This window comes from Nosocomiicoccus sp. HMSC09A07, from assembly GCF_001808485.1.
GTDB classification, from domain to species: domain Bacteria; phylum Bacillota; class Bacilli; order Staphylococcales; family Salinicoccaceae; genus Nosocomiicoccus; species Nosocomiicoccus ampullae_A.
The window spans coordinates 1-307 of sequence record NZ_KV793644.1 but is presented as its reverse complement, the minus strand read 5'-3'; positions in this window follow the sequence as shown (position 1 = coordinate 307).

Here is a 307-nt window from a genome sequence, read left to right as displayed (position 1 = left end):
TTTGTTAGATAAAAAATTATATTTAACAAAAATCGATCGGCTCGGACGAAATATGTTAAATATATCCGGATATCTAACAGAATCACGATTTTTTTGTTAATTATAATTTTACGATGTTGTCTAATTACTCTTTACAAGATAAAACACTCTTATTTGCCCTGTTAACTGCAGGACACCATGCTTTTCATCACTCTTATTTACAAATTTGTGCCTTGGATGCTGGAATTTGTTAGATATCTCCGGATAATTAACAAAAAATCGGAATTATGCACACTTTTTGTTAGATAAAAAATTATATTTAACAAAA